Consider the following 21574-nt stretch of genomic DNA (forward strand, 5'->3'; position numbering starts at 1 on the left):
TTATGCTTGTTGTCGAAAAGCCCGCATGGCTAGTTTGAGATCCTCCCATGCCCTACGTTTTTCCGTTTGCGAGCGCAGCAGGTAAGCGGGATGGTAAGTCACCACCAGCGGAATCTGGTCGTAATAATGCACCTGGCCGCGTAGTTTACCGATGGGCGTCGCGGTTTTTAATAAGTTTTGCGCGGCAATACGGCCTACGGCCAGAATAATCTTAGGTTTGATCAAGGCGACCTGCCCTTTCAAATATCCCTCGCAGGCCGCCGCTTCCTCCGGGGCCGGATCGCGATTCCTGGGCGGACGGCATTTGATCACGTTAGCGATGTAAACGGCTTCCCTTTTGAGACCGACGGCCCGAATCATTTCGTTGAGCAATTGCCCGGCCCGCCCCACGAATGGTTCGCCTTGCAGATCTTCCTGTTCTCCAGGCGCTTCGCCAATCACCATCCATTCGGCTTCGCGATTGCCGACGCCGAAAACAGTCTGAGTACGGCCTTGGTGTAGCGGACAGGCGGTACATCCCGCTACGCGGGCCTCCAAATCCGCCCAATCCGGCAGACAACCCGAAGACACAGCATCGATCGGAGGCGAATTCACCGCGCTTATTAGGCTCTCACTCAAGCCATCCGGCGTAGCCTGGGGTAGGTCCGGATTTTCGGCAGCCTCGAACGCGGCACGCCGCCGGGGTACCCAAACTTGGATACCCATCGAATGGAGATAATCCAGGCGTCGTTCATCGCGAGGCATAGGCCGGAACCGTTCTTAGACCGCCTCTTCGCAAAACTCGGGCATTATCAAACGTCTCCCGCCACTTGAGGATGCATGCGTTGCCGCGGCGCCAGGAGTTTGTTGACCGCATTGATGTAGGCCTTGGCCGAAGCGATCACGATATCGGTATCTGCGCCCTGGCCGTTGACGATCCGCCCGCCCTTTTCCAGGCGAACCGTCACTTCGCCCTGAGCGTCGGTGCCGGTGGTGATGTTATTGACCGAATACAGCAACAAGGTGGAGTCGGTATGAACTACGGATTCGATGGCCTTGAAGCTCGCGTCGACAGCGCCGCTGCCCTGGGCGGTGCCGCTCACTTCTTCGTTTTCGACCTTGAGCGACACTCGCGCGCAAGGAACCTCGCCCGTTTCCGAGCATACCTTGAGCGCGACAAGCTTAACCCGCTCGTCCTCCGCCTCGACGCCCGCTTCCGTGATCAAAGCCTGCAGGTCTTCATCGAAGATTTCGTGCTTTTTGTCAGCCAAGTCCTTGAAACGCTGGAATGCGTCGTTCAATTCCGCCTCGGATCCGAACTCTATCCCCAGTTCCTGCATGCGCGTGCGAAACGCGTTGCGCCCGGAATGCTTGCCCAGCACCATCCGGTTTGCAGTCCAGCCGACTTCCTCCGCGCTCATGATTTCATAGGTCTCGCGGCTCTTCAAAACGCCGTCCTGATGAATGCCGGACTCGTGCGCAAAAGCATTGGCCCCAACGATGGCCTTGTTGGGCTGCACCGGAAAACCGGTGATATTCGAGACAAGTTTGGAACACGCAACGATTTCGCGGGTGTCGATCTCGACTCGGCAGGGAAACACGTCTTTACGGGTCTTGACCGCCATGACGATCTCCTCCAGCGCGGCATTGCCGGCCCGTTCGCCCAAGCCGTTGATCGTACATTCGACCTGCCGCGCGCCGTTCATGACGGCGGATAATGAATTCGCAACCGCCAACCCCAGATCGTTGTGGCAATGCACCGAAAAGATGGCTTTATCGGAGTTGGGAATACGTTCTCTCAAACGCCGGATGGTGGCGCCGAATTGCTCCGGCACGCTGTAACCGACGGTATCGGGGATATTCAAGGTTTTCGCGCCCGCATCGATAACCGCCTCGAGTATTCGACACAGAAAATCTTCTTCCGAACGTCCGGCGTCTTCCGGCGAAAACTCGACATCATCCGTATACTGCCTCGCCCTTTTTACAGCCTTCACGGCATACTCGATCACCTGATCGGGCTCCATGCGCAGCTTTCTTTGCATATGAATCGGCGAAGTCGCGATAAACGTGTGAATACGCGCCCGATTGGCTTCCTTGAGCGCCTCGCCCGCACGGTCGATGTCCCTATCCAAAGCCCGCGCCAAACCGCATACCGTGCTTTCCTTGACCGCCCGAGCCACAGCTTGCACCGATTCGAAATCGCCGGGACTCGCCGCCGGAAAACCGGCCTCGATCACATCCACCCGCAGACGCTCGAGCGCCTTGGCGATGCGCACCTTTTCGTCCCGCGTCATGGAAGCGCCGGGACTTTGCTCGCCGTCCCGCAGCGTCGTATCGAAAATGATGAGTTTGTCGCTCATGATAAAACCTCGTCTATCTCTCGCGGCCTCTCTTCAAGAGGCCCCTGCATTTATGTTCGCGCGTAGGATTTTGGAATGCGTCAAGTCTCCTGCCCCTCAGGGCAGGAGACGAAAACGCAGAAGGTCGAGGAATTCAGAGCGGCAGACAGTGCTGACACGGCCGATGAGTCGGTCGGATTTCCAGCGTTGTAGGTTGGCGATTGAATGCATGGATTTGTGACTGCCTTTCGAGCAACTATATTACTCATCCGGATACCGTACAAGCGCCATAGTGAGGAATACTTTCGCCTTACGACGAAGGACTTTAATGTCAGCAGATTCCCCGTCCCTTCTCAGGTTCGGCGCTCGCTCCGCATTTTACGTCGCCCGAGAAAGGTCAATACCGGCCCCGAAACAGCGTAAGCCGTAAACATGACAAACAGCATCAGGGGCGGATTGGTAAAAATGAAGGCGAATACCAGCATCACGAGGATAGCCCACATGAACGGCACCCGTCCGCGGAGATCCACATCCTTGAAGCTGTAGTAGCGGAAGTTGCTGACCATCAGGAGCCCGGTCATCAAGGCTAGTCCGAGCGAGACATAGCGCATGGACTCGCCGGTCAGACCGTAGGTTTCGCTAAACCAGATAAAGCCGGCCAAAATCGCGGCGGCGGAAGGACTCGGCAAACCTTGAAAATACCGTTTGTCCGCGGTTGCGATCTGGGTATTGAAGCGGGCCAAGCGAAGCGCTGCACCGGCGGCGTGCACGAAAGCGGCAACCCATCCGATCTTGCCCAGCGTCGTCAGCGACCAGATGTAGGCGACCAAGGCGGGAGCGGCACCGAAGGAAATCATGTCGGCCATGCTGTCGTATTCGGCCCCGAAGGCGCTCTGCGTATTGGTTAGGCGCGCCACGCGTCCGTCGAGACCGTCCAGAATCATGGCAATGAAGATGGCGACGGCAGCCACTTCGAAGCGCCCGTTAAAGGCGGCGGTGATGGCGTAGAAACCGGCGAAAAGCGCTGCTGTCGTGAACAAGTTCGGCAAGAGATAGATGCCGCGCCGACGCCTCGCAGGGGGAATTTGTTCTTCCATAGTCCCGCTTTAAGTTGAATCAACCGATAATGCGGGCTAGCTTAACATAGCCCGCCGCCAGTTCGGCGGGTCGAGCACGAACCGATTGGCTCGTGCCCGGCCGAAAGCAAGAATCAGTTCTTGCTTTTATCGACGATTTTGTTGGCTTTGATCCAAGGCATCATGTCTCGCAACTTCGCACCGACCTGTTCGATTTGGTGCTCGCGACCCAGACGCCGCTTGGCCTTCAGCGTGGCGCAACCGGCCTGATTCTCCAGAATGAATTCGCGGGCAAACTCGCCGCGCTGAATTTCGCCGAGAATCTTCTTCATCTCCTTTTTCGTCTCCTCCGTGACGACACGTGGCCCGCGGGTCAGGTCGCCGTATTCGGCGGTATTGGAGATTGAATAGCGCATGTTGGCGATGCCGCCTTCATACATCAAATCGACGATCAGCTTCAGCTCGTGCAAGCACTCGAAGTATGCCATTTCGGGAGCGTAGCCGGCTTCCACCAAGGTCTCGAACCCGGCCTGCACGAGTGCCGTCGCGCCGCCGCACAATACGGCCTGTTCACCGAACAGGTCGGTTTCGGTCTCTTCGCGGAAGGTCGTTTCGATGATGCCGGCGCGTCCGCCGCCGTTTGCAGAGGCATAGGACAAGGCGATTTCCTTGGCCTGTCCCGAAGCGTTCTGATAAACCGCGATCAGGGAGGGTACGCCGCCGCCCTGGGTGTATGTCGAACGCACCAAGTGGCCGGGGCCTTTCGGCGCGATCATGATCACGTCTAGATCGGCGCGCGGCTGGATCTGTTCGAAATGGATATTGAACCCGTGGGCGAACGCCAACGCCGCACCTTGCTTGATGTTCGGTTCGATCTGCTCGGAATAGAGTTTCGCCTGGTGTTCGTCCGGAGCCAGTACCATGATGACGTCGGCTTGTTTCACGGCCTCTTCCACCGACATGACGGTCAGCCCCGCGTTCTCGGCCTTCACTGCGGAGGCCGAACCCGGACGCAATGCGACGATGACTGAAACGCCTGAATCTTTCAGGTTGTTGGCGTGAGCGTGGCCTTGCGAGCCGTAGCCGATAATGGCGACCTTCTTGTTCCGAATAATCGAAAGATCGGCATCTTTGTCGTAATAAACCTGCATGAATGGTCCTCGTGATTTATCGTTTTGGTTGATTACTATTCGTAACGAAATTAAAAACCACATCGTCACCCCGGCAGGGAAGGGGCCGATTAAAGGCCCGTTTGCGATTGGGACTGCCGGGGTCCAGTTTACAGGGACGTAGACGCTAAAACCTTCCGTGGCTTCTGGATTCCGGCACTCCCTGCCGGAATGACGGGTAATACTGGCATTTGTTATACGCTGCAGTCGTCATCGGCATTAGTTAGGCGTGAAGCCCGCGGTCGCCGCGCAGAATGCCCGTTGTGCCGGAGCGCACGACCTCGATGATGGCCTCCTGATCGAGCGTCTGGAGAAACGCGTCCAGCTTGGACTTTTCGCCGGTAACCTCGATGACGTAGCTCACCGGCGTAACATCGATGATTTTTCCGCGAAAGATATCGGTCAGGCGAATGATTTCCTCCCGCGCCCTGTCGACGGCACGCACTTTCACCATCATCAATTCGCGTTCGATGTGGGAAGATTCCGAAATATCGATGAGTTTGACCACATCGATCAGCTTGTTGAGCTGCTTGGTAATCTGCTCGATGATCTCGTCGCTGCCGGTGGTAACCAGCGTCATTCGCGACAAGGACGCATCCTCCGTGGGCGCCACGGTCAACGACTCGATGTTGTATCCGCGTGCGGAAAAAAGTCCCGCCACCCGCGACAACGCCCCCGATTCGTTCTCCATCAAAATGGAAATGATGTGGCGCATCAGGCAAGCTCCCTCTCGATGGTGACGCCGGGAGCGAGGCGCATCTCATGGTGAGCCTTGCCGGCCTCGATCATCGGATATACGTTCTCGGTCGGATCGGTCAGGAAATTCATGAATACAGTACGATCCTTCAGCTTGAACGCCTCCTCCAGTGCCGGGCGCACGTCGGCGGGCTTTTCGATGTGCATGCCGATATGGCCGTAAGCTTCGGCCAGCTTGACGAAATCGGGAATGGTCTCCAAGTAGGAGTGGGAGTAGCGGCTTTCGTAGGTGAATTCCTGCCACTGGCGGACCATGCCCATGTAACCGTTATTGAGATTAACGATTTTGATAGGCGTGCGGTATTGCAGGGCCGTAGCCAACTCCTGGATGCACATCTGAATGCTCGCCTCCCCGGTCACGCAGGCCACGTCCGCATCGGGGTGAGCCAGCTTGGCGCCAATGGCCGCCGGCAAACCGAACCCCATGGTGCCGAGTCCGCCCGAGTTGATCCAGCGGCGCGGCTTGTCGAATTTGTAGAACTGAGCCGTCCACATTTGATGCTGCCCGACATCGGACGTTACGAATGCATCGCCATTGGTGACTTCGTACAACTGCTCGATGACGTACTGCGGCTTGATCAGCGGACTATTCCGATCGTAACGCAAGCAGTCCAAGGATTGCCAGCGCGCGATTTGATCCCACCATGCGGTAAGAGCATCTTCATCGGCCCGCTTCTCACTGCTCCCCAGTATCTCGATCATGTCGTCCAGGACCGGGCCGACTTCACCGACGATGGGAACGTCGACACGCACCGTCTTCGAGATGGAAGCGGGATCGATATCGATGTGAATGATCTTCGCATGCGGGCAAAACTGGCTGAGCTTGCCGGTAACCCGATCGTCGAACCGCGCACCGACGGCGAACAGCACATCGCATTCGTGCATGGCCATATTCGCCTCGTAGGTTCCGTGCATGCCCAGCATGCCCAGAAACTGCCGATCGGTGGCCGGATAGGCCCCCAATCCCATCAAGGTACTGGTGATGGGAAATCCGAGTATCCGGGTGATTTCCTTCAACTGTTCGGACGCATTGCCCAATATGACGCCGCCTCCCGAATAGATCATCGGCCTCTTGGCGGAGAGCAACAGCTCTACCGCTTTCTTGATCTGCCACCGATGCCCCTTGACCTGCGGGTTATAGGAGCGGATTGAAACCGAGCGCGGGTACTCGTAAGGAATCTTGAGATTGGGATCGGTGACGTCCTTCGGAACGTCGACCACCACGGGACCGGGTCGGCCGGTGGTGGCGATGTAGAACGCCTTCTTGATGGTCTCCGCCAGCTTGTGCACGTCCTTGACCAGAAAGTTGTGCTTTACACAGGGCCGGGTGATGCCGATAGTGTCGCACTCCTGGAAGGCATCGCTGCCGATGACCGGCAAGGGCACTTGGCCGGTGATGATTACCATCGGAATCGAATCCATGTAGGCCGTCGCGATACCGGTGACTGCATTGGTGGCTCCGGGGCCGGAAGTCACCAGCACCACGCCGGGCTTGCCGGTCGAGCGCGCGTATCCATCCGCGGCATGGGTCGCGCCCTGTTCGTGGCGCACCAGGATGTGCTTCACGTCGTCCTGTCTGAACAGAGCATCGTAGATATGCAATACGGCCCCGCCGGGGTAACCGAAAATGTATTCAACCCCTTCGTCCTTAAGACTTTGGACCAGGATTTCCGCGCCGCTGAGCTCCACGGTTTCAACACCCCTAAAAAAGAATCAGGCGTTTCGAAAACGCCCGTTTCGGCCGAGACAACAAAATAAAAATAGCCGATAACGGTACTCGGATTCACATTCTCCGTCAAGCCGCGGCCACGCGGATGGCGTTCGTTCGATCCTCGCATGACGTTTCCCGGAATTGTACCGTACTTGGACAGCGGAAACGCCTCGATAGTGACTTCGGCCTCTTACGCAGCGTTGACGAACCGGTACTTTTGCTCTGGATACATTTCCACTTCGAATGGATTGGCTCCGAGCATGATGACCCGCGCCGGCGTAACAACTCCCTCGATATGCACCGCTAGTTGCCATATGCCGCGCCATCCTCGGGTCTTGCGGAACATGATTGTTCAGGAGTGGCGCCCCGGCGGTCTTCATCAAAGCTGCCCAAGGCCTTATTCGACCAAGCGGGGTGCGCGTCAGCCCTCTATGCCGCCCGCGTATCTGTACCAGTCTCTGGATTTGTCGCCGAATACCAGAAAATAAGGATTGAGCAGCGACGGCTTGGTGTTGTAAAGCAGTGGCTGACCGCGCAAGTCGGTCACCTCGCCACCGGCTTCCTTTACTATGCAATGCGCCGCCGCGGTATCCCATTCCGAGGTCAGACCGATGCGGGGATAGAGATCCGCCGCGCCTTCCGCCACCCAGCAGAGTTTCAGCGAACTGCCGATCGACATCAGTTCATGCTCGCCCAGTCGGTTCAGGTAGATTGCCAATTCCTCTGTCTGGTGCGAGCGACTACCGACCACTCTCAGCGGATAGTGAGCACTCGTCGTCACTTCGATGTTTTGCGGGGGCGAATCGTCGATCTGCCTGTAGGCGCCGCATCCCTCGGATGCAAAGTAGCAAAGATCTTTTGCCGGCGCATACACCACGCCGAGCACCGGTTGGTGACGATGAATCAAGGCCACGTTAACGGTGAACTCGCCATTTCGCTTGATAAACTCCTTGGTACCATCCAGAGGATCGATCAGCCAAAAGGTCTCCCAGTCGCTTCGCTCCTCGAACGGCAAACTTTTAGATTCTTCCGAAATGATCGGGTAGGCCGGACGCAAAGCCGCGAGCCCTTCGACCAGACAGTGATGGGAAGCGAGATCGGCCGCGGTGAGCGGCGAACTATCTTCTTTTACGCCGACGCGGAAATCCGATCCGTAGATCTCGAGGATACGACGCCCGGACTCCTTGGCGAGAGCGACTACGGTCTCGAGAAAGCGGGAGGGTTCTTTTCTGAGGGGCATGGCTTGAAATCCGCAGCTACTCACTGGATACGCTGAATGGAGGGAATCGAAGATAATGACTGAAAGCAACCGAGTAAAATATTAAACCATGATCGATTGGCGAAACATTAGCAGCGTGTTTCTCGATATGGACGGCACGCTGTTGGACCTGAATTTCGATAACCACTTTTGGCTCGAATTCGTTCCGCTGCGTTACGCCGAACGGCACGGACTTTCGGTCGCGGAAGCCAAAGCCGAATTGACACCCCGGTTCAAGGAAACCGAGGGACGACTCGAATGGTACTGCCTGGATTACTGGACTGATCGTTTGTGCCTGGACATCGTAGGCTTAAAAGCCGAAATCGCGGGACTGATAGCGATACTACCTCATGTCACCGACTTCCTCGATGCCGTACGCAAAGCCGAAAAGCGTTTGGTGCTGGTAACCAACGCACACCCGAAAAGCTTGGGTTTGAAGTTGGAGCGAACCTGCCTCCATGGTTTTTTTGACGAAATCTTCTCTTCGCATGCATTCGGATTTCCGAAGGAGCATCCCGGCTTTTGGAAAGCCCTTAGCGCCATAGAACCCTTTTCGGCGGATAAGACGCTACTGGTCGACGACAGCGTGACCGTATTACACGCCGCCCGCCAATTTGGCATCCGGCACGTAGTTGCCGTGAAGAAACCCGATAGCCGGCAACCTCCAAGAAACATCGTCGAATTCGACGCCATTGAGGACTTTCGCGAGCTAATGCCTCCAAGCTGAAATCGACCGCGGCGCCAATCCCCGAAACAAGTCCGTCGCCCCCATTTGCCCGTCCGTCCGCGAGCCGATTCCGGTGTTTACCGAAGGCAATTTACGTACGGAACCATGGGGCTTGAAATTGTCATTCGTTTAAGCTGAAATGCACGTACGCAAGGGAAAGCTGCACCATTCCCATTCGTACTGGCCGTTGGCGCCCCAGTCCCTTCCAATTTCCCCGTTGAGACCGTGAGGAGTTCATTGTGAGCGAACGCATACTTCAAGTTACCGATGCCGAATTCGAGGATAAGGTCCTCAAAGCGAGCGGCCCTGTACTAGTCGATTTCTGGGCCGAATGGTGCGGTCCCTGCAAGATGATTGCACCTATTCTGGAGGAGGTCGCTGGGGATTATGAAGGTAAGCTGACGATCGCCAAGCTCAATATCGACGACAATCCTGGAACGCCCCAGCGCTACGGCGTACGCGGAATTCCAACGCTGATTTTGTTTAAGAACGGCGAAGTGGAAGCCACTAAGGTGGGAGCCTTGGCCAAATCGCAACTGGCTGCATTCCTTGACGCCAATATTTGAGCATCCGGCATGTGCGGGCCGGTTCTGACTAGACGGCCTCGCACGCCTGTGCTAACTTTGGTGTAACTCTTAACGTCGTCCTCTTAACCGGGCCACTTCCGGCCGTTCTCTCCAAGCTCGTCTCTCATACGAGCGCAATTCCTTAGATCATTTACATCTGCTCTTCACTAACGTCTATGAATCTGACCGATCTTAAACGCAAACCCGTTTCCGAACTCATCGAAATCGCTGAATCACTCGACATCGAAGGCGTTGCTCGAACGCGCAAACAGGATTTGATCTTTTCGATCCTGAAAAAACAGGCCAAAAGCGGGGAAGATATCTACGGCGACGGGGTATTGGAAATCCTGAGCGACGGATTCGGCTTTCTGAGGTCCGCCGACAGCTCCTTTTTGGCCGGACCCGATGATATTTACGTCTCGCCCAGTCAGATTCGTAGATTTAGCTTACGAACCGGAGACACGATTTCCGGAAAGATTCGTCCGCCCAAGGACAACGAGCGCTACTTCGCAATGCTCAAGGTCGAGCAAATCAACTATGAGCCGCCGGAAAACGCCAAGCACAAGATCTTATTCTCTAACCTAACTCCCTTATTTCCTGTCGAACGCCTGCAACTGGAGATCGGCAACGGAACCACCGAGGATTTGACCGCTCGGGTGATCGACCTGGTCGCACCGATCGGCAAAGGGCAGCGCGGCTTGATCGTGTCGCCGCCGAAAGCCGGCAAGACCATGATCCTCCAGAACATCGCCCATTCGGTCGCCGAAAAGAACCCTGAATGTTACCTGATCGTCCTACTGATCGACGAACGGCCGGAAGAAGTCACCGAGATGCAGCGCAGCGTCAAGGGCGAAGTCGTATCCAGCACCTTCGACGAACCGCCGGCGCGTCACGTGCAAGTGGCGGAGATGGTCCTGGAAAAAGCTAAGCGCTTAGTCGAGCACAAGCGCGATGTCGTCATCCTCCTCGACTCTATCACCCGCCTCGCCCGAGCTTACAACACAGTGATCCCATCCTCGGGCAAAGTGTTGACCGGCGGCGTGGACGCCAACGCCCTGGAACGTCCCAAGCGCTTTTTCGGTGCCGCTCGTAACATCGAGGAAGGCGGCAGCCTCACGATCATCGCTACCGCACTGATCGATACCGGGTCGCGCATGGACGAAGTGATCTACGAAGAATTCAAGGGCACCGGCAATATGGAATTGCACCTCGAGCGGAAAATCGCCGAGAAGCGCGTTTATCCGGCCATCAATATCAACCGATCCGGAACCCGCCGCGAGGAATACATCGTTCCGGCGGACGAACTGCAAAAATGCTGGATTTTACGCAAAATCCTGCAACCGATGGACGAAATGGCAGCCAGCGAATTCCTGCTGGGCAAACTGAAGGACACCAAGACTAACGCCGAGTTCTTCGACATGATGAAGCGCTGAAGGAGCAAGAAAAGCCCCTCCTTCAAGCCGATCCAAGCCGTTCAGCTCAAAACAAGCCGTATAATCATCCTTCGGACGATTCGCTCGTCTCCCCGATTGCCGGAAGTTCCAGCTTTAGCGCGGCGTACATGTCGTCTTCGACGTCCAGATCGACTTTCTCCAAAATACTTTTTGGGAGCCGTTTGTTCACTTTTGCGCCCAGTTCCACAAAACTTTCCGCCTGCCGGATTAAATTGCCGCGCCCGCGGGTAAGTTTATTCATCGCGTCGTCATAAGTCTTGTGGACGCTGCTGAGCTGGGTGCCCAATTTTTCCAAGTCTTCCACGAATCCGCGCAATTTGTCGTAAATCGAGCCCGCCTTGTCCGCGATCAACTTCGCATTTTCATTCCGCCGCTCGTAGCGCCAAATGTTTTCTATGGTACGTAAAGTAGCCAGCAAGGTGGTCGGGGTCACCACTACGATATTGCTGGAGAACGCATCCGAGAACAGCTTGTCGTCGTGCTGGAAGGCCAGCATGAAAGCCGACTCGATCGGCATGAACAGCAGAATAAAATCCAGAGAGCGCAGCCCATTCAAGCCGGAATAATCTTTCTGCGCCAAGGTTTTGATATGGTTACGCACGGCCAGAACATGCTCGCGCACCGCCGACTCCCGCTCCGGTCCGTCGTCCAGGGAACAGCAGCGGTCGTAAGCCACCAGCGAGACCTTGGAATCGATGATGATGTCCTTGCCTTCCGGCAGGTGCACGATGACATCGGGTCGAAATAAGCGATTTTCGCCGTCGCGATAACCGCCTTGGGTCTCGTATTCGATGCCCTTGCGCAAGCCGGACTGCTCCAACACCCGCTCCAGAATCAGTTCACCCCAGGCGCCTTGCAATTTTTTGTCGCCTTTCAACGCGCGAGTCAGATTGACCGCTTCCTGGTTGATACGCTGGGTCTGCAAGCGAAGGTTCTCGATCTCCTGGCGCAGGGATGCCCTGTCCTTCGCGTCGTGGAGATGCATTTCGTCCACCTTCTTTCGGAAATCGCCGAGCTGTTCGCGAAACGGCGTCAAAACGCCGTCGAGTTGGCTCTTGTTCTGTTCGGTGAATTTCTGCGTCTTTTCCTCGAGTATTTTCTGCGCCAGATTTTCGAACTGGGTGAACAGTTGAACTTCCGCGTTACGAAGCAGCGCCAGCTTTCCTTCGGTGTTTTTCTCTTCGTTCTCGAGGCGCGTCCTGAGTTCGGCGCATTCCGTCCGCGCGGCCGTAAGCTGCTGGCTTGTTTCGGCCAGTCTGCTTTCCAGTAGCGGGATGCGTCCCGCTTTTTCTTCAGCGACGGCCAAGTCCGTGCTCAACGAATAGACTCGATCTTGGCGATCAGCCAGCTCTTCCGACAATTCAGCAATTTTCTCCGCCTGCTCCTCAGCCGATCGCCGGCACAATTCCGGATGATGTCCTCTGTGGCGCAAAGACGCTATCAGCCATCCGACGGACAGTCCCAAAAGCATGCCGACAGCCAGAATCAGAGAAGGCGGCAGCTTATCGATATCCGCCACCCAATGTGTGTTATCCATCGGCCCACGCTGCCCGGAAAAAAGAGCTGATCATCGAGATTTACGAGGGGGAAGCAACACGACGACCTGATCGTTCTCGCTCGTTCTCAGCACGAACGGACGAAGCGACAGGAGATCATCGGTCAAGATGTTGAGTGCGTCCGTACCGTCGACTGCCTCTTCGGACAACTTCAGGATACCGAAGACATTACGCCCCTCCAAAAAGGCGACACTTCCCAGCCAGATTGGGATGGCTCCCGGCTGCAACTGTTGTCCGCTCGGCCAGAAACGGACGATCAACCACCGCCCGTCGGAAGTCGCCTTGATCATACGAAGAGTATCCACATCGATCTGGTTGAAGTGAGGTAAAACCGGCAAGTCCGCCATTCCGGTCTGAGGATTCAGAAAGTGCAGCGCCTGGGTCGGTGTCAAAGGCTTCGGCTCTTGCCAGCCAAGTTTAACCAGATCCGAATGGATAGTATCGATCGACGATGCCCATTGAACACTGAGCGCCTGCTCGGATCGGCCGATCGTCTTCACCCGGTAGGCCGGCAAAAACCGCCAGCCCTGTTCGAGCCAGTGCTCCTCGCTTACGCTTAGAAGCGGTCGCCGATAGTAAAACTCTTCCAGCGAGTGGCTATACCAAACAACCGCCCCGATGCCCACTAGGGAAACCATCACGATCCCGATCAAGCCTCTGATCGGTACATCGCCGTGCCGATGGCGCCGATAGGCCACCCCCAGCAGGACCAGCCAGATCAGAACCATCGACAGAGTAAAGCAAGCCGCGAGAAACTCGCCCGTATCGGCATAGACGCGAGCGAACGCGATAACGGTGACCAGCAGGGTCGCCCCGGAGTAAATCAACCAGCGCCAACGCGGCGTCGCGCTGTCCGCGGTCAACACTGCCGCAAAACCGTACACCGCGCCGCCGTTCAGGACATGACTATCGATCAGCGGATTATCGTCAACGAAACGGCAGACCGTTCCGAGCGCCAACGCGAAAATCAGCGCTCCCAGGAAATGCGCCGCGGCGACAGCTTGCTTCCGGATCAATAACCAGCCGAGCACGACCGCCGAGAAAACCGACACGGACAAGGTCTCGCCCAATTCCTCGAACACGATCAAGGCATAATCGGACCAAGGAGTTCGCCAGGCTTCCAAGGACACGGGCACCGAATCGGCTGGTACCAAGAAGCAGGCCAGCAAACCAGACAGGCCCAAAATCACCGCCCACACCGATAGGCCGGCGTAATCGCGTTGCTCAGGATCGATGAGGGGAGCGGTGAGACGTCCCAGCAGGGGGTGCTCTCGGCTAAGGTCGAACGTCGCCAGAATGAGCTGGTGCGCCCGGGGCTGGAAGTAAAGATAAAGATGCTTGCTCAACCAGGCCCCGAACCATAGGACCACTAGCAACGCAATCAATAGGGCGGCCAAGCGTCCGGTCACCTTTGACGCCAGATCGAGGGATGCGCCGAAGGCCATGCCCGGCAGCAAATATGCGGGACCCCAGAGAACGGCGGACAACACATTGATATAAACGAACCGCCGCGCCGGCATCGTCAGCATGCCCGCCACCAAGGGGATCACTGCGCGGACCGGACCGACGAAACGCCCGAACAGCACGCTGCGTCCCCCGTAGCGGTGGAAATAATCGATGCCGCGGTTGATCATTCCCGGATAGCGCGTAAACGGCCACAGAGACGATAAGCGATCGCGATAACGCCATCCCAGCCAAAAGCTGATCCCGTCGCCGACTACCGCTCCGGCTATCGCGTAAGCGCAGGTCGGAGCAAAGGAAAGAGCTCCAGCGCCTACGAGCGCCCCGGCGGCGAACATCATGGCGACGCCGGGAACCACTAGCCCCACCACTGCCAAGGATTCGGCCATGGCAATCAAAAAGACCGCTAGGCCGGCGTGGTGGGGATGCAGTGCGATCCATGCGTAAATCGTTTCAAAGCTCAAAGTCGATTAAAGACGCGCTCCGCCGCCTGTAGGGTTTGATCCAGAACGTCAAAATCATGGGCCGCCGAGACGAAGCCGGCCTCGAACGCGGACGGAGCGAGATAAACGCCTTCGTCCAGCATGGCGTGGAAAAAGCGCTTGAAGCGCTCCTGATCGCAGCCCATGACTTTTTCGAAACTGTCGATGGCCTTCTCCTCGGTGAAAAAGAGACCGAACATGCCGCCGACCCAATTGGCCGCAAATGGAATTCCGGCCTTTAACGCCCGCTCCTGCAAGCCCTCGATCAGATAGCGGGTTCTTTCGCTCAAGCGATCGAAAAAGCCCGGCGCGGAAATCAGTTCCAAGGTCTTCAATCCCGCCGCCATGGCCACGGGATTGCCGGATAAGGTACCCGCCTGATAAACGGGACCTAGCGGAGCCAGCTTTTCCATGATGTCGCGCCGCCCGCCGAAGGCGCCGACCGGCATGCCGCCGCCGATGACTTTGCCGAGCGTGGTCAAATCGGGCGAGATGCCGTAATGCGCCTGCGCTCCGCCCAGCGCCACGCGGAATCCGGTCATGACTTCGTCGAAGATCAGTACCGATCCGTGGGCATCGCAGACCTCCCGCAGGGTTTCCAGGAAGCCCGATTTCGGCGGCACGCAGTTCATGTTGCCGGCGACCGGTTCCACGATGATGCAGGCGATCTCTCCGCCGAAACGCGAAAACACCTCGCGCACCGCGTCGCCGTCGTTGAACGGGAGGGTCAGCGTGTGTTCGGCCAAACCGGCCGGAACGCCGGGCGAACTCGGCACGCCCAGAGTCAGCGCCCCGGAACCCGCCTTGACCAGAAGGGAATCCGCATGCCCGTGATAGCAACCTTCAAACTTGACGATCTTGTCACGACCCGTGTAGCCGCGCGCCAGGCGGATGGCGCTCATGGTCGCTTCGGTGCCGGAATTGACCATCCGCACCATGTCCAACGAAGGCACCAGCTCGCACAGTTTTTTCGCCATCGCGGTCTCGATAGCCGTAGGAGCGCCATAGCTCAGCCCGCGATCCACGGCATCGTGCACGGCTTTCAAGACTTCAGGATGAGCGTGCCCGACAACCATGGGCCCCCAGGAGCCGACATAGTCGATATAGCGGCGTCCATCCGCACCGAACAGGTAAGGCCCTTCGGCGCGCTCCACGAAGATAGGGGTTCCGCCGACCCCTTTAAACGCACGAACCGGCGAATTCACACCGCCCGGAATGTAGGTTTGAGCTTCCGCGAACAATGCGGACACGTCGGCCATAGTCTTCTCTCAATAAATTCTGGAAATCTCTGTCTCGAAAACAGCTACCGATACCTGCTCGAATTATTATGTCTTGGGCAAGGTCACGCCGGTCTGTCCCTGATACTTCCCGCCACGATCCTTGTAAGAAACTTCGCAAATCTCGTCCGCACCGATGAACAGCACCTGGGCCACCCCTTCATTGGCGTAGATTTTGGCGGGCAGCGGCGTGGTATTGGAAAACTCCAGGGTCACATGCCCTTCCCACTCCGGCTCCAACGGCGTCACGTTGACGATGATTCCGCAGCGGGCATAGGTGGACTTGCCGAGACATATGGTCAGCACGTCGCGCGGAATGCGGAAATATTCGACGGTCCTCGCCAAGGCGAAGGAATTGGGCGGGATGATGCACACGTCCGAGCTCACGTCGACGAAGCTGTTTTCGTCGAAATTTTTCGGGTCTACTATCGCGGAGTTGATGTTGGTGAAGATCTTGAATTCGCTCGAACAGCGAATGTCGTAGCCGTAACTCGATGTTCCGTAGGAAATGACGCGGGAATTCTGCACCTCCCTTACTTGCTGCGGCTCGTAGGGCTCGATCATCCCATATTCTTCCGCCATGCGACGGATCCAGCGGTCTGATTTGATGCCCATGCTAGTCGTTGACGATGGTGATAGTGGGGAAACGCGCACTGTAATCCTTCGCCTTCAAAGCCAATCGGGCCGCCATTTTACGGGCCACGTCCTTGTAGATTTGCGCCGGCTTGCTGTCCGGCTCGGCGACGACCGTGGGATGGCCGCCGTCCGCGTTCTTCCGGATGCTGATGTCGAGCGGCAGAGAACCGAGTAGCTCGACGCCGTATTTTTGGGCCATCTTGTCACCGCCGCCTTCGCCGAAGATCGGCTCGGCATGGCCGCAATTCGAACAAATATGAATGCTCATGTTTTCTACGATCCCCAAGACCGGCACCCCCACCTTTTCGAACATCTTTAGGCCTCTCTGGGCATCCAATAACGCAATGTCCTGAGGCGTGGTGACTATGATCGCGCCGGACACGGGAATCTGCTGCGCCAGCGTCAATTGAATATCGCCGGTACCGGGCGGCAAGTCGATGATCAGATAATCCAGGTTGTCCCACTTGGTGTCCTTGAGCAATTGTTGCAAGGCACCGGTCACCATGGGGCCGCGCCAGATCATCGGTGCGTCCTCCTCGATCAGATAACCGATGGACATGGATTGAACGCCGTAGGCGACCATCGGGATCAACCGGTTTCCGCCTTCGGTATCCGGGCGCCCGGAAATCCCCAGCATGAGCGGTTGGCTTGGTCCGTAAATGTCGGCATCCAGAATACCGACTCGCGCACCTTCCGCCGCTAATGCCAGCGCCAGATTCGCGGCGGTCGTCGATTTCCCGACACCGCCTTTGCCGGAAGCGACCGCGATGATGTTCTTGACGCCGGGCATCGGCTTTAGATTCTTCTGGACCGAGTGGGAAACGATCTCCGTAACGATTTCCACCGTCACCTCGGTCGCGCCGGTTTCCGCACGGAGCTTTTGTTCGATCAGACTCTTGAGTTCGGCGTGGAAACTGGCCGCCGGGTAACCCAGAGCCACTTTCACCCGAATCCGGGAATCGTCTATTTCGATTTTCTTGATCGACTTGGTCGATACCAAATCCCGGTCCAGATTGGGATCCACCAAGGTCTTAAGGGCATTCTCAACATCGGATTGAGTCAGCGGCATTCGAATCTCCGGCATCTCGGGCCAAATAAGGCGTTATTCTACACAATTGGCCGCGAAGCTTAACGGATCAAAGGCTTCTTCGACTGGCGACGCACCAGGTTCGGAGCCCCACTCTACGGCGTCCGCCGTGGCTATGCGCCTCTGAACGCTCGGCCGAAATGTGGGATAATTTTGCGACCCAAGAAAACATTGAATTTCGCCACATGACCACCCATCGAACGATCCTCGTCACCAGCGCCCTACCCTATGCCAACGGCCCCATTCACTTGGGCCATCTGGTCGAGTACATACAAACCGACATCTGGGTGCGATTTCAGAAGATGCGCGGCAACACCTGCCATTATGTCTGCGCCGACGACACCCACGGCACGCCCATCATGCTCAGGGCCGAAAAGGAAGGCATCGCCCCGGAGGAACTGATTCGACGGGTCCATGGCGAGCATCTTAGGGACTTTACCGGTTTTCACATCGAGTTCGACAACTATTACTCGACCCATTCGGAGGAAACCCGGCAGTTAGCCGAAACCATTTACGGTCGGCTGAAAGAACGAAAGCTGATCGAGGACCGCTCGATCGAGCAGTACTATGATCCGGTCAAGGAAATGTTTCTCCCGGACCGCTTTATCAAGGGCGAGTGCCCAAAGTGCCATGCCAAGGACCAGTACGGCGATTCCTGCGAAGCCTGCGGTGCAACCTATTCGCCGACCGACCTGATCAACCCCTATTCCGCCGTTTCCGGCGCAGCTCCGGTGCGGAAGGAGTCGGTGCATTACTTTTTTAAACTTTCGGATTCGCGTTGCCATGATTTCCTAAGCAAATGGACAACCGGGCAACTCACTCCCGAACCCCCACTTCAAACCGAAGCCGCCAACAAAATGGCGGAATGGTTCGAGGCGGGGCTCTCCGACTGGGACATTTCCCGCGACGCGCCCTATTTCGGCTTCGAAATCCCCGACGCGCCGGGCAAATTCTTCTATGTCTGGCTGGACGCTCCCATCGGCTACATGGGTAGCTTCAAGAACCTGTGCGAGCGGCTGAATCTCGATTTCGACCAATATTGGAACAAGGATTCGAGTACCGAGCTCTACCACTTCATCGGCAAGGACATTCTCTATTTCCACGCGCTGTTCTGGCCGGCGATGCTGGAACACTCGGATTTCCGCACTCCCACCAAGATCTTCGCCCACGGCTTCTTGACCGTGAACGGCGAGAAAATGTCCAAATCCCGCGGCACTTTCATCACGGCGGAAAGTTATCTCCAGCAGGGCTTGAACCCCGAATGGCTGCGCTATTACTACGCCTGCAAGCTGAATGGGACGATGGAGGACATCGATCTCAATTTGGAAGACTTTGTGGCGAGGGTGAATAGTGATTTGGTGGGGAAATACGTCAATATTGCCAGCCGTTCCGCAACGTTTATTCAAAAGTATTTCGATGGCCGCCTTGATGAACCAAGCGAGGCTGGAAGCACTCTTCTAGCTGCGTCAATCACCCATGAGGAACTCATTGCCGAGGCTTATGAAGCGCGCGAATATGGAAAGGCTGTAAGAGAGGCAATGAGCTTTGCCGATCAAATAAATCAATATTTCGACCAGAATAAACCTTGGGAAATCGCCAAGGACCCGACCAAGCGTCAATTACTGCATGCTATCTGTTCCGATTGTCTCAGAGCGTTTTATCGCTTGACGATTTTCCTGGCACCGATAATTCCTGATACAGCCCGTAAGGCATTTGCATTATTCAAGATCCCTGACAATCCGTCTTGGGAAGATCTCGACTATCGCCCAGTTCGCGCTCCCAAAGAGCTGCGTGAATACCAACACCTCCTCACCCGCATCGACCCTAAACAAATCGAGTCACTCGTGGAAGCCAACAAACACAACCTGCAAGCCGCTGCTCAGCCGGAACCTCATTCCCAGCAACGTCACGCCGAGCATCAGCAACACACGATTCAACCGATCGCCGACACCATATCGATCGACGACTTCGCCAAGATCGATCTGCGCATCGCCCGCATCGCCAAAGCGGAGCACGTGGAAGGCGCCGACAAGCTGCTGAAGCTGACTCTGGATATCGGCAGCGAGACACGAACAGTGTTCGCGGGCATCAAATCGGCCTACGATCCGGCACAATTGGAAGGGAAGCTGACCGTCATGGTCGCGAATCTGGCACCGCGCAAGATGAAGTTCGGTCTGTCGGAAGGCATGGTGCTGGCTGCGAGCGACGAACGCGGAGGACCGTTCGTTTTGATCCCGGACGAAGGCGCGCAGCCGGGAATGCGGGTCAAGTAGTCGAAGCAGGCGTGGGAACGGTCGGAGCCGTTCCCACGCCCCTCATCACTCGCCGGTAGTCGGATCGATTACCGTCTTGATCTCCGAAATCCGGTTGGCCGGAAAACCACCCTCTTGGGCATGCTGCCGAATCATCTTCTCGTTGGGGGCGATATACACGCAATAGACTTTGTCGTCGGTGACATAGCTCTGCACCCACTGAATTTGCGGTCCCAGACGGTTCAGCACGCTGCACGATTTCTGCGAAACGGCGTGCAACTCCTGATCAGACAGTTTTCCCGCGCCTGGAATGTCACGTTCGATTAAGTACTTGGGCATATCAGCCTCCTCTCGTTATAGTCGTCAAAAAACCGTCGGGACTTCGGAGCCGCCATCAGGCGGCTCCGAAGTCCGTCACATCAGCGACGCTGAAATTCCGCGAAAATCTCCGCCGGCTTTGCTTCGGCCACGCTCTTATACAGCGAGTAAGCGCCAAAACGCATCTGGTGCGGGCGTCCGAGCTTTTCCTTGTAGAAGTCGATAGCGAACTGCTCTTTCAACTCCTTGCCGTCCCAGTGATAGAGCTTCAGGTACTGCTCATTGTCCTTGCCCTTCTTGTCCCAGTTGGCAAGCAGCGACGAAGTGTAGTAAAGCCGTTTCCCGTCCCAGCTCGACGACACCATATTGACTTGCGCGCCGATGTGCTTCTCGTAGATTTGCACCGGTTTGTGCGGATTCGAGATATCGAATGCCCGGGTGTTGCCGTCCATGAAGGTATTCACCCAAAGCCGCTTGTCGTCGTTGGAGATCGAAATATCGACGGGCAACGGCACCTTCGAGGGATCGCCGATATCCGCGACTTCCTTGGCTTGCCACTCGCCCTTGTCATCTTCGTAGATCAGCCAGATCTTGGAGGTGAGTGCCGTCGTGGTGAAGCAGTAGTTGTGGTTTTCTTCCCAGGCGCAACGCACTTCCAGGGGCGAACCCGGTACGTCGAACACCTTCTTAGGCTTGCGGCTGTGAAGATCCCAGACGACCACCGTATTGCCGAAATGCTTCATCGCCTCCTTGTCGGACAGCATCTTGCCGAAGTCCATCATGTAGTTGTTCCATCCGGTGAAGGACGAGGAAACCAGCACGTTGCGCCTCGGCAGCGCACGCACGTCGTAGTTGTAGCCGTCGGCATACTTGCCCGTCTTCACGGCACCACGCAGATCGCTGTCGGTGGGCACCCAGTGAGTCGCCACGTAATCGCCCTGGTTGGTGTATTCCACCATCGCCGTCCGTCCGCCGTGATCCTTGTTGTTCGAGAGCCCCGTGATCAGCATCCGTCCCGGCAAAGCGTAAAACGAGTGAGGCCCGACCACGCCGCCGCTTTTCGCGACGAAATCGGTAATCGTTTTATGCAGCTTGGGCTTGGCTGGATCGCTATGGACGTCGAAGATGAAAATCTTGCTGGTGTCCAACCCGCCAGCCCAGAGATAATTCCGGTCGTCGGTAAAATCGGAATGGTGCGCTTCGTTACGTCCGCCAACAGAGAGACTGTCCACTACCTTCCCGTATTTGGGCGACTTCGGATTGATGTCCACGGTCACCAGCTTGTCCTGCTCGTCGCCGACACCCGTCGCACCCAGGGTCCAAACGTATACGTAATCTTCCTGCCCCGTGATTTTCGCCATATAAGGCGACAGACAGGTCTCATCCGCCTGGACGGGGGACATGCCGATTCCAGCCAAAACCAGTCCGGATGCCAATCCCAGCGTCATGCCCCGAACCGCCCGAACCAGA

The 21574-nt window shown here is 56.7% G+C and carries 19 protein-coding genes; 4 read left to right on the top strand and 15 right to left on the bottom strand.

Annotated elements, in window-relative coordinates; all coding sequences use genetic code 11:
- The 8 genes from JOD69_RS13735 to cysQ form a co-directional block, all read right to left on the bottom strand.
- The gene (locus JOD69_RS13735) at window positions 1–744 is read right to left on the bottom strand and encodes a uracil-DNA glycosylase (RefSeq protein ID WP_077730489.1); all 744 of its coding nucleotides are present in this window, start codon (window positions 742–744) and stop codon (window positions 1–3) included.
- Window positions 745–791: 47 nt separating this feature from the next.
- Window positions 792–2339, bottom strand: a complete 1548-nt coding sequence (locus tag JOD69_RS13740; RefSeq protein WP_077730488.1) for a 2-isopropylmalate synthase — start codon at window positions 2337–2339, stop codon at window positions 792–794.
- A 332-nt stretch (window positions 2340–2671) separates the two neighbouring features.
- On the bottom strand, window positions 2672–3415 hold the full coding sequence (gene pssA / locus JOD69_RS13745) for a CDP-diacylglycerol--serine O-phosphatidyltransferase (protein WP_086134370.1): 744 nt from the start codon (window positions 3413–3415) through the stop codon (window positions 2672–2674).
- 113 nt (window positions 3416–3528) lie between these two features.
- A complete protein-coding gene (gene ilvC, locus JOD69_RS13750; protein WP_086134371.1) occupies window positions 3529–4545 on the bottom strand; it encodes a ketol-acid reductoisomerase in 1017 nt (338 codons plus the stop codon).
- 241 nt (window positions 4546–4786) lie between these two features.
- Window positions 4787–5278: an acetolactate synthase small subunit gene (ilvN, locus tag JOD69_RS13755; RefSeq protein WP_077730485.1), complete on the bottom strand. Its 492-nt coding sequence runs from the start codon at window positions 5276–5278 to the stop codon at window positions 4787–4789.
- A complete protein-coding gene (locus JOD69_RS13760) occupies window positions 5278–7008 on the bottom strand; it encodes an acetolactate synthase 3 large subunit (RefSeq protein WP_086134372.1) in 1731 nt (576 codons plus the stop codon). Before JOD69_RS13760 ends, ilvN begins: the two co-directional genes overlap by 1 nt.
- A gap of 212 nt (window positions 7009–7220) precedes the next feature.
- Entirely contained in the window at window positions 7221–7376 is a 156-nt protein-coding gene (locus tag JOD69_RS13765) for a hypothetical protein (protein WP_156880032.1), read from the bottom strand.
- Window positions 7377–7451: 75 nt separating this feature from the next.
- Window positions 7452–8270 carry a 3'(2'),5'-bisphosphate nucleotidase CysQ gene (gene cysQ, locus JOD69_RS13770; RefSeq protein WP_086134373.1) on the bottom strand — a complete coding sequence of 273 codons (819 nt, stop codon included), beginning with the start codon at window positions 8268–8270 and terminating at the stop codon, window positions 7452–7454.
- An 88-nt stretch (window positions 8271–8358) separates the two neighbouring features.
- Between cysQ and yrfG the strand changes: the two genes are divergently transcribed.
- From yrfG to rho, 3 genes are all read left to right on the top strand, one after another.
- Entirely contained in the window at window positions 8359–9015 is a 657-nt protein-coding gene (gene yrfG, locus JOD69_RS13775; protein WP_077730482.1) for a GMP/IMP nucleotidase, read from the top strand.
- 236 nt (window positions 9016–9251) lie between these two features.
- Entirely contained in the window at window positions 9252–9581 is a 330-nt protein-coding gene (gene trxA / locus JOD69_RS13780) for a thioredoxin TrxA (RefSeq protein ID WP_077730481.1), read from the top strand.
- Between the two features lie 176 nt (window positions 9582–9757).
- Window positions 9758–11014 carry a transcription termination factor Rho gene (gene rho, locus JOD69_RS13785; protein ID WP_077730480.1) on the top strand — a complete coding sequence of 419 codons (1257 nt, stop codon included), beginning with the start codon at window positions 9758–9760 and terminating at the stop codon, window positions 11012–11014.
- Between the two features lie 64 nt (window positions 11015–11078).
- Here rho and rmuC read toward each other — a convergent pair whose 3' ends face one another.
- From rmuC to apbC, 5 genes are all read right to left on the bottom strand, one after another.
- A complete protein-coding gene (gene rmuC, locus JOD69_RS13790) occupies window positions 11079–12572 on the bottom strand; it encodes a DNA recombination protein RmuC (protein WP_240507001.1) in 1494 nt (497 codons plus the stop codon).
- 30 nt (window positions 12573–12602) lie between these two features.
- Complete coding sequence (locus tag JOD69_RS13795; RefSeq protein WP_086134375.1) at window positions 12603–14516, bottom strand: VTT domain-containing protein; 1914 nt, start codon at window positions 14514–14516, stop codon at window positions 12603–12605.
- Window positions 14513–15793, bottom strand: coding sequence for a glutamate-1-semialdehyde 2,1-aminomutase (hemL, locus tag JOD69_RS13800; protein WP_086134376.1), 1281 nt, complete (start codon window positions 15791–15793; stop codon window positions 14513–14515). Before hemL ends, JOD69_RS13795 begins: the two co-directional genes overlap by 4 nt.
- A gap of 66 nt (window positions 15794–15859) precedes the next feature.
- Window positions 15860–16426, bottom strand: a complete 567-nt coding sequence (dcd, locus tag JOD69_RS13805) for a dCTP deaminase (protein WP_077730477.1) — start codon at window positions 16424–16426, stop codon at window positions 15860–15862.
- Between the two features lies 1 nt (window position 16427).
- Complete coding sequence (gene apbC / locus JOD69_RS13810; RefSeq protein WP_086134377.1) at window positions 16428–17516, bottom strand: iron-sulfur cluster carrier protein ApbC; 1089 nt, start codon at window positions 17514–17516, stop codon at window positions 16428–16430.
- Window positions 17517–17674: 158 nt separating this feature from the next.
- Between apbC and metG the strand changes: the two genes are divergently transcribed.
- Window positions 17675–19807 carry a methionine--tRNA ligase gene (gene metG, locus JOD69_RS13815; RefSeq protein WP_280859304.1) on the top strand — a complete coding sequence of 711 codons (2133 nt, stop codon included), beginning with the start codon at window positions 17675–17677 and terminating at the stop codon, window positions 19805–19807.
- 45 nt (window positions 19808–19852) lie between these two features.
- Here the strand turns inward: metG and JOD69_RS13820 are convergent, their stop codons facing one another.
- Both JOD69_RS13820 and JOD69_RS13825 read right to left on the bottom strand, forming a co-directional pair.
- Entirely contained in the window at window positions 19853–20125 is a 273-nt protein-coding gene (locus tag JOD69_RS13820) for a DUF4242 domain-containing protein (protein ID WP_086134378.1), read from the bottom strand.
- A gap of 80 nt (window positions 20126–20205) precedes the next feature.
- Entirely contained in the window at window positions 20206–21552 is a 1347-nt protein-coding gene (locus JOD69_RS13825; protein ID WP_168183834.1) for a selenium-binding protein SBP56-related protein, read from the bottom strand.
- Between the last annotated feature and the right edge of the window lie 22 nt (window positions 21553–21574).

Origin of the sequence: Methylocaldum sp. RMAD-M, from assembly GCF_017832375.1 — a bacterium.
Taxonomy (GTDB): domain Bacteria; phylum Pseudomonadota; class Gammaproteobacteria; order Methylococcales; family Methylococcaceae; genus Methylocaldum.

Coding starts and splice junctions, on each gene's coding strand:
- ilvC (WP_086134371.1), bottom strand. CDS start 4,545: ATGCAGGTTTATTACGACAAAGATGCCGATCTTTCGATTATTCGGAAC.
- pssA (WP_086134370.1), bottom strand. CDS start 3,415: ATGGAAGAACAAATTCCCCCTGCGAGGCGTCGGCGCGGCATCTATCTC.
- JOD69_RS13735 (WP_077730489.1), bottom strand. CDS start 744: ATGCCTCGCGATGAACGACGCCTGGATTATCTCCATTCGATGGGTATC.
- JOD69_RS13765 (WP_156880032.1), bottom strand. CDS start 7,376: ATGTTCCGCAAGACCCGAGGATGGCGCGGCATATGGCAACTAGCGGTG.
- yrfG (WP_077730482.1), top strand. CDS start 8,359: ATGATCGATTGGCGAAACATTAGCAGCGTGTTTCTCGATATGGACGGC.
- hemL (WP_086134376.1), bottom strand. CDS start 15,793: ATGGCCGACGTGTCCGCATTGTTCGCGGAAGCTCAAACCTACATTCCG.
- cysQ (WP_086134373.1), bottom strand. CDS start 8,270: ATGCCCCTCAGAAAAGAACCCTCCCGCTTTCTCGAGACCGTAGTCGCT.
- JOD69_RS13740 (WP_077730488.1), bottom strand. CDS start 2,339: ATGAGCGACAAACTCATCATTTTCGATACGACGCTGCGGGACGGCGAG.
- rmuC (WP_240507001.1), bottom strand. CDS start 12,572: ATGGATAACACACATTGGGTGGCGGATATCGATAAGCTGCCGCCTTCT.
- JOD69_RS13820 (WP_086134378.1), bottom strand. CDS start 20,125: ATGCCCAAGTACTTAATCGAACGTGACATTCCAGGCGCGGGAAAACTG.
- JOD69_RS13825 (WP_168183834.1), bottom strand. CDS start 21,552: ATGACGCTGGGATTGGCATCCGGACTGGTTTTGGCTGGAATCGGCATG.
- metG (WP_280859304.1), top strand. CDS start 17,675: ATGTGGGATAATTTTGCGACCCAAGAAAACATTGAATTTCGCCACATG.
- ilvN (WP_077730485.1), bottom strand. CDS start 5,278: ATGCGCCACATCATTTCCATTTTGATGGAGAACGAATCGGGGGCGTTG.
- apbC (WP_086134377.1), bottom strand. CDS start 17,516: ATGCCGCTGACTCAATCCGATGTTGAGAATGCCCTTAAGACCTTGGTG.
- rho (WP_077730480.1), top strand. CDS start 9,758: ATGAATCTGACCGATCTTAAACGCAAACCCGTTTCCGAACTCATCGAA.
- dcd (WP_077730477.1), bottom strand. CDS start 16,426: ATGGGCATCAAATCAGACCGCTGGATCCGTCGCATGGCGGAAGAATAT.